Consider the following 7,210-nt stretch of genomic DNA (forward strand, 5'->3'; position numbering starts at 1 on the left):
TGTAAACTTACTCCAGGGACGGCTGTAAGTATTCTCCAAAATAACTCTAACCTTGACTCCTGTTTTTTGGCGATCGACCAACGCCTTGGCGATATTCGGCAAGCGTAACTCCTGAACCGCCACATCTACCGTAGATTTAGCACTTGCAATAGAATCGATAATAAGCTGTTCCAGGTTATCACCAAGGCGCGTTTGCTTGCGGTAAGGTTCTCTGTAAGAACTTGACTCGGAGTGGTTGAAGTAAACCTCGATAAAGGGGTCTTGGGGTAGGGGAGTCAGTTGCTGAATTTGCGGTTGAGCCCGTTGACAAGCAGCTAGGGTAAGTGCTAATAAAATCGATGCTGCTTGTCTGAGGGTGGTTTTAAGCAAATTAATGTTCATAAGTCAATAGCCAACAGCCCTCTATTTTCAGACCTTACGAGACAAGCAACTGATTCCGTCGCAAGAAGCTATGAGCTTTCTTGCTAAAATTCTGTAATCTAAAGTTTATACCTTGAGATCTTTTGGCTACAAACAAAGTTCCCCGTACTGTCAATTATTTTGAGGGGCGGAAACTCCCAGAAGGTAGCAGGACTAAACAGCCGAAGCGATCGCGCTAACTAAAGGATGGCTCCTGCAAGGCTACTCTCTTTGTTAGCCGGCAGCAACTAGAAGTGCCCCTAGTTCTGGCGGGTACGTAGCCAATTTGCCGCATTTGAGTGGATGTATTCATCTCAATCCACACTTCTGTTATGCCTAGAAGAAAAAAGCTATTTCCATGCGGCCATAAGGGCTACGGTCAAGCGTGCCATCTGTGTGCCCAAAAAAAAGCCGTACTGGAACAAAAAAAACAGCTAAAACACGAGTGGGAGTCCACCTTTGACCGCGACCCGATCGATCTGCGGGATCTGCCCATTCATGTGGTGGTCAAGGCACGCACTGTGATTGCTGCTTTACAAGAACAAAAGCATTACACAGAATTTGGCGGCAAGCGGCTGCGGCACGATCGTTTTATTATCAGTATTCCCATTACCCGCAACTACCGGATGCTCTGTCGGGACTGCGGTAATATACTAATTCCCCAAGCAGTTTTGTCCCACGAGGACTACAATGTCCGCAAACCGGGAAGTTAGTCGAAAGTCAAAAGTCAGAAGTTCCTCAGTCAAAATTCAACTGTTACAGGTTAGTTGTTAGTTGTCAGACCTTGGCGGATTATGCTGAAAGTAGAGCCTCTCTCTGCCGCGACCTCTAACGGTTAAAGATTATGCAAATATATCTAGATTACAGCGCTACAACACCGACCCGCCCAGAGGCGATCGCAGCGATGCAAGCAGTCCTCACCCAAGAGTGGGGTAATCCCTCCAGCTTGCACGAGTGGGGTCAACGGGCAGCAACTATGTTAGAACAAGCCAGAATGCAGGTGGCTGGGCTAATTAACGCGCCGGCGGAGTCGATCGTATTTACTTCTGGCGGTACGGAGGCAAATAACCTGGCAATTATGGGTGTGGCTCGATGTTACACCAAACCTCAGCATATTATCATTTCCAGTGTTGAGCATTCAGCGGTGGCAGAACCTGTCCGCTGGCTGGAACAATGGGGTTGGCAAGTGACGCGCTTGCCGGTGGATAAGTGGGGAAGAGTCAGCGAAAACGACTTGGAGAACGCCCTGCAAGCTAATACGGTGTTAGTTTCGATTATCCACGGTCAAAGCGAAGTTGGCACGCTGCAACCGATCGAAGGTTTGGGAAATATTCTCCGCGATCGCGGTGTGCTATTTCACACAGATGCTGTGCAGGTAGCTGGGCGTTTGCCTCTCGATGTGCAAAAGTTACCTGTAGATTTACTTTCCCTTTCCAGTCACAAAATTTATGGCCCACAAGGAGCGGGGGCGCTTTATATCCGTCCGGGTGTCAAGTTAGTTCCTTTGCTGGGCGGTGGGGGACAAGAAATGCGACTGCGTTCCGGAACTCAGGCTGTGCCAATTATTGCCGGTTTTGGTATGGCTGCGGAACTGGCAGCGCAAGAAATGGCAGTGGAAACGCCAAGGTCGATCGAGTTGCGCGATCGTCTTTTCGACCTACTTGCCGATACGCCCAGTCTGACTCCCACAGGGCATCGCTGGCACCGTTTGCCTCACCACGTCAGTTTCTGTTTGCCAGATGCCGATGGTGAAAAGCTCAGCGGTAAAACTCTCGTGCGACACCTCAACTTGGCCGGTATTGGCATTAGCGCTGGTGCTGCTTGCAACAGCGGTAAAATTACCCCCAGTCCGGTGCTGTTGGCAATGGGTTACAGTTCTGCCGCCGCCAAATCTGGTATTCGCCTCAGCTTGGGTCGCCACACGACCGCAGCGGATATAGATTGGACGGCAATGGTGCTGAAGCAAGTTTTGGCACGTTTGATGCCAAAGGTAGCATTATCCGGTTGTTAAGGGCAGATGCAGATGGTTTCAACGATGCGGTTACAATTGTCCTTCTGCCAACAATTGCTCAAACTCTTGCACCGAATCGATCGTAATAGCGCGTTTAAGCAGTTGTTTCAAAAGCCCTAGATCGTCGATCGCAAAAATGCTATTTTTTAAGGTATCTGGCACAGTTGAAAACCGCGTTTCCAGCACTTCAATTACATCCTCGCGAGACGTTTGCAAGCGACCCTGCTGTATACCATCCCGTTCAAAACTGGTAATGTATGACATTCGCCTTTCCTCCTCTATTCGCCTGATTTCAGTTTTAAACTCTTGCTGAACTGCTGCCGGTAATGCCATTATCCATTCGATGAACCGGAACAGCTCCAAAATCTGATTTCTACTATAGCCGCGCTCGTAGAGTCGCCGCACTAATCTCAATTTAGACTGAAAACGGCGCTGTAGATCGCTGCGGGTTGCTTGAGTTTCCAGATGTGCGGCGATAATGGTGGCAAAAGGATTGGTGCTTTCCTCTAGGGTAGCGGCTGCATAGTCGAGCAGTTTCACGACCGGAAACTGTAAACTGCTTTGAAATCCCCATCGACTATAACTATAGCCTGTCGGTCGCCAATTGGTGTTTTCGTCTCCCAATACGGCAAAGCTGAATACTTTTTGCCGATAGCGATCGAATAACCGATGATTGTAAATGTACATTCGTTCGGAAAAGTCTGACTGCTCTTGTCCTTGGATTTCGACGTGAATTAACACTATCGCCTCTTCGCCGGAGTTGAGCCATACTTTTACCAGCTTATCTGCTAAACGCCTGCCTGTCTCGGCATCGCGAATGACTTCTTGCAATTCCGTGTCTAGCGTTTCATAACCTCTTTGCCAATCAATATCTCTGTGAGTATCTGGAAAACAAAAAGCCATAAATGGCTCAAAATATACGGTTAGCGCTTCTTTCCAAGCACTGTCGTAATCCGATCGCACTTCATCTTCCATCCAGTATCTCCTCCTGTTGCATAATAAAACCTCGGCAAAGTTACCATAATTATTAAAATTTAAAACAAAGTCAACTGGACAAATTCATCTGATGAATTGGACTTTATCAAACGCGGAAAAACTCTCCCTTCTTCCTTCAAGCCACCCAGACGATTAATATTTTCAATTATTGTCGGTAGGCAATACTCAGACATTTTTTCTTGGATGTGATAGGTATTAAATCGCAACGTATGCCAACCATTTGTTTGTAAGTCGTTGTCTCGCTCATTATCTAAATGAATACGCTCTTTATCGGCGTGCCAAGTATCGCCGTCAGTTTCAATGTTGATTTTGCCGTAAGTACAGTAAATGGCAAAGTCGAGAGCGTAGGTGGAATTTTTAACTGTCACAAACTCTTGACGTTCGGCATTGATATCCAGTCGTTTAAACTCTGCCCACAGCCTATCTTCCAGTGGACTTTCGTCGTATAAGTCGTTGATTTCCTCTGCTTTCCTAAACTTTTCCAGGGTAGTTGAGATAAAGACAATGCGCCTATATCGTCGGCTAATAATTGGTGCTGGTAAACGTTCCAGTGGTGATAATTCAAGTTTGTAATAACGTTGCTGGCTCTTTTTGTCTTTTGGTAAATTGGGAAACAATTCCCAGCGAAAAACTGCCCGAATTTGCTCAACTTGCGCGTAGTAACGTACTGTATGAGCTTGTTTGCCAAATACTTTGGTTTGGTAGAAAGCTAACCATGTGGGAGGCCAACGCTTTTTGAGAAGTTTATCTGCATTGAGCGTGGGAATTCTGTACCAATGTCGGTCACGGGCAATTTCCATGTCCAGCCGACTGTTCATAATCGCAACTAATAGTTCGCTGTCTGATGTCATATCAATTTCACTTTGATTTTATAGCAATGTATTGGGGAGGATTATACCTTCTTTTGGCATAGATTAACGATCGGGGGAAGGAGAGCCTTCTAAACCGCTTTCCCTGGTTAAACCTGGGAACGAGACTCGAGCGGGAATAGCAGGCAAAACTTGCAAATTTAAGACCATCGTTTCGCGATGGCGAATAGTATTAATTGCCACTTCCCAAGCAAAGGTAAAGGATTGGAATGATTCTTGGGTAATGCGATCGTTATCCAAATCTTCGACAACTTTGCGGAAAATTTCAAATAAATTTTGCCGCAGTTGTTCTAATTGTTCTAAGTTGCAGGTGTTGCGTGCTTGTTCGAGAATATCTAGGATATCCAGGTTGTACTTATCGAAGCGGTTCTTTTGTTTGGCAAGCAAACGCGATCGCCACGAGAAAATCCAAGAGGCAACCAGCGATCCCATTGAGATAAGCAAAGCCAGTACGTCAGCATTTGATGACAGAAAATCTGGCTTTTCTCGGTCGTAGTAAGCTTGGGCACCGGGATGTAGAGGTAAGCCAAGACTTTGACCTACGCCCGGTTGACTAATTGTTGCTGCTTTTGGCTCCAACTTGACTAAATCGTGACGATATTCATAGATAATAGTAGTAAGGGAACGAATAATTTTTGGCTCGATATCTTGACGAGTTATGAGTGCCGCTCCCACTCCCACAACGGGCATATTTTGACTGGGGACGGGAGGATCGGCTTTGTAAGTTCCCTTGGGAATTGTGCCTTCTTCCAAATAAGGAAGAGAAATTCTGATCGCTGCCGCTTGATCGATCGGCACCATCCTGCCAGGAATAGTTTGGATTAATTCTCTTGTCCAGCGATTACCTACTGGTAAGCTGCGAAAAACTGCATCAACTTCTCCTTTTTTGAAGGCTAACAATGCTTTTTCCGGGCTTAATGCCACATATTGCAAATCGTTTGGCTTTAAGTTGTAATGTTTGGCTAAAAGCCAAAAGGCGTCAAAAGAACCGCTGCCTTTAGGCATGAGGGCAATTCGTTTGCCTTTAAGATCGGGTACGCTTTGGATAGCAGATTTCTGAGAAACAACTAGATGAAACAACTCCGGATACAGTAAACTAATCGCACGTGCGGATGCAGGCGCTGGGGTATCGCTTTGGACGATCGCCAGTTCTACTTTTCGCTTCTCCAAGAGTTGCATATTTTCCAGAGAGCCGTTTGTTTCTATAATGTTGAGTTGGATCTGCGGTTGATGTCTGGCAATCACCTGCTGCATTGCTTGTGCAAAGCGGTAAGCTTCACCTGTCTTATTCCCAGTCGCAACAGTCAGGTGGATAACTCGATGGTTTTCTTTGGCTAATCTCCAGGCAAATCCCCCGAACGCTACCAAGCTCAAGAGTGCGATCGAAATCACGATTTTGCGTCCTTGCAATTTTCTATCTCCTTGGCAATCGTTATGCCTGATACTATTGTTTAGCACTTAATCTAAAATCTAAAATCCGTTTACTATGGCAGAACTTCCCAATACCCTAGAAGAGGCGATCGCGCAATCTCGCCAAGCAACGCTTGCGGCGATCGCAGATGGTTACACTCGGCTGCAAGTTGAGTTACTTTTCCCGGAAATCGCACTGCAAGCGCAGTCGATCGCCAAGCAATTTATCGAAGTTTTTGAAGATCGCATTGGACAAGTAAAAATGTTCTTTCCCGATGCCGGTGCGGCTGCCCTCGCCCGTCGCGATTGGGGAGAGGTACCTTTTAAAATACAAGATATCGGCATGGGCAGAACCCCCATTGAAAATAAAATTCAACCGGAAGATGAAATATTTTTGCTGGTTAACCTCAGTTCGGTGGAGGTGGCAGAAGTAGAAAAGCTGTGCAATGCAGTGGGCGATCGTCCGGTAATTTTACTAATCCCTCATTTGGAAGATGCGGGTACTGTCGGTATTGGCTACGCTGGGCGTCAGCTGCGGGAACGCTTCCTCAATACTTTGCAATCTTGCTATTATGTCAGACCTCTACAAGGCGCAGCTGTATTTCGCTGCTATCCCGGGCCTTGGCAAGTTTGGTTGGAGGTGGGCGACAATTACAATCTCATTGCAGAATTGCCTCAAAAACCGGTTGGTGAGGAAGTCGATCGAATTATATTTGATGCAATTGGCCCTACCGATAGCGATACAGCTGAGACCCCGCGTCCCAAAAAGCCGGGATTTTTCACTAATATGCAGCGCTTCCTACGCGCTTTGAATCGATAGAGGATCGACAAAGGTAATTGCAGATTTCAAATTTAAATCTGCAATTATTTAATTTGCAATTTTAACCACCACCAACTACCCATTTGACGTAAATGCGATCGCATCTTGCCGCCTCTATCCCAGATGTCCGTTGATACCCGCTGCTTTCATACAGCTGTACCGCTTCTTTTAAGATGCTGGCCGTTTGAATCCAAATTTGTTGAAAGCCTCTAGCTGCGATCGCGCTTTCCAGCTGTTGTAATAAAAATTTTCCCAGTCCTTGTCTCCGCACAGACGGCAACAGATACATTTTGCGAATTTCTACAGCGTGCTTTCCCCGCTGGATGGGATAGTAAGCCGCAGTTCCCACTAGCTGCCCGTCCCGTTCCACCACCCAGAACTCTCCCCCAGTCGCCAGATAAAAGTTTTCTATTTGCAAGACATCCCTGTCTGCGTCCCCTGGTTGCCAAGGCAAGCCGTACTCTGTTAAAACAGAATGGATGAGAGCGGCAACATGAGTGCGATCGGCCTCTGACCAGGAACGAATTACAAAATCGCGATAGTGAATTTTCACCTGACAAATTCTTCTTTTACTTCCACAGTTATAGATTTTAATAGTAACCGCTCGTTCGGAACATTTTTCTCTTCTATTGCGTCTTTAATTATTTTTTATGTACTATTCTGACAGTACACTTTTATTCAAGTACGCAATTTTACTTAAGAGAT

7 protein-coding genes and 1 pseudogene are annotated in these 7,210 nt (G+C 46.2%); 3 read left to right on the forward strand and 5 right to left on the reverse strand.

Annotated elements, in window-relative coordinates; all coding sequences use genetic code 11:
• Window positions 1-381 (reverse strand): annotated as a pseudogene (locus H6S82_RS12430) (competence protein ComE); the annotation flags it as partial.
• Between the two features lie 350 nt (window positions 382-731).
• On the opposite strand from H6S82_RS12430, the gene H6S82_RS12435 reads away from it, so the two are divergent.
• Window positions 732-1,112, forward strand: a complete 381-nt coding sequence (locus H6S82_RS12435) for a hypothetical protein (RefSeq protein ID WP_190464622.1) — start codon at window positions 732-734, stop codon at window positions 1,110-1,112.
• Between the two features lie 131 nt (window positions 1,113-1,243).
• The gene (locus H6S82_RS12440; protein WP_190464623.1) at window positions 1,244-2,410 is read left to right on the forward strand and encodes a cysteine desulfurase family protein; all 1,167 of its coding nucleotides are present in this window, start codon (window positions 1,244-1,246) and stop codon (window positions 2,408-2,410) included.
• Between the two features lie 30 nt (window positions 2,411-2,440).
• Here H6S82_RS12440 and H6S82_RS12445 read toward each other — a convergent pair whose 3' ends face one another.
• The 3 genes from H6S82_RS12445 to H6S82_RS12455 form a co-directional block, all read right to left on the reverse strand.
• Entirely contained in the window at window positions 2,441-3,385 is a 945-nt protein-coding gene (locus H6S82_RS12445) for a transposase (RefSeq protein WP_190464624.1), read from the reverse strand.
• A 59-nt stretch (window positions 3,386-3,444) separates the two neighbouring features.
• A complete protein-coding gene (locus tag H6S82_RS12450) occupies window positions 3,445-4,257 on the reverse strand; it encodes a DUF559 domain-containing protein (protein WP_190464625.1) in 813 nt (270 codons plus the stop codon).
• A 63-nt stretch (window positions 4,258-4,320) separates the two neighbouring features.
• Window positions 4,321-5,685 (reverse strand): TAXI family TRAP transporter solute-binding subunit, encoded by a 1,365-nt coding sequence (locus H6S82_RS12455; protein ID WP_190464626.1) that lies wholly within the window; start codon window positions 5,683-5,685, stop codon window positions 4,321-4,323.
• A gap of 76 nt (window positions 5,686-5,761) precedes the next feature.
• Here H6S82_RS12455 and H6S82_RS12460 point away from each other — a divergent pair, with 76 nt between their 5' ends.
• Window positions 5,762-6,505, forward strand: coding sequence for a DUF1995 family protein (locus H6S82_RS12460; protein ID WP_190464627.1), 744 nt, complete (start codon window positions 5,762-5,764; stop codon window positions 6,503-6,505).
• A 61-nt stretch (window positions 6,506-6,566) separates the two neighbouring features.
• Here the strand turns inward: H6S82_RS12460 and H6S82_RS12465 are convergent, their stop codons facing one another.
• Window positions 6,567-7,058, reverse strand: coding sequence for a GNAT family N-acetyltransferase (locus tag H6S82_RS12465; protein WP_190464628.1), 492 nt, complete (start codon window positions 7,056-7,058; stop codon window positions 6,567-6,569).
• Between the last annotated feature and the right edge of the window lie 152 nt (window positions 7,059-7,210).

Origin of the sequence: Planktothrix sp. FACHB-1355 (assembly GCF_014748295.1) — a bacterium.
GTDB lineage: Bacteria > Cyanobacteriota > Cyanobacteriia > Cyanobacteriales > Aerosakkonemataceae > Aerosakkonema > Aerosakkonema funiforme_A.

Coding starts and splice junctions, on each gene's coding strand:
- H6S82_RS12445 (WP_190464624.1), bottom strand. CDS start 3,385: ATGGAAGATGAAGTGCGATCGGATTACGACAGTGCTTGGAAAGAAGCG.
- H6S82_RS12440 (WP_190464623.1), top strand. CDS start 1,244: ATGCAAATATATCTAGATTACAGCGCTACAACACCGACCCGCCCAGAG.
- H6S82_RS12435 (WP_190464622.1), top strand. CDS start 732: ATGCCTAGAAGAAAAAAGCTATTTCCATGCGGCCATAAGGGCTACGGT.
- H6S82_RS12460 (WP_190464627.1), top strand. CDS start 5,762: ATGGCAGAACTTCCCAATACCCTAGAAGAGGCGATCGCGCAATCTCGC.
- H6S82_RS12450 (WP_190464625.1), bottom strand. CDS start 4,257: ATGACATCAGACAGCGAACTATTAGTTGCGATTATGAACAGTCGGCTG.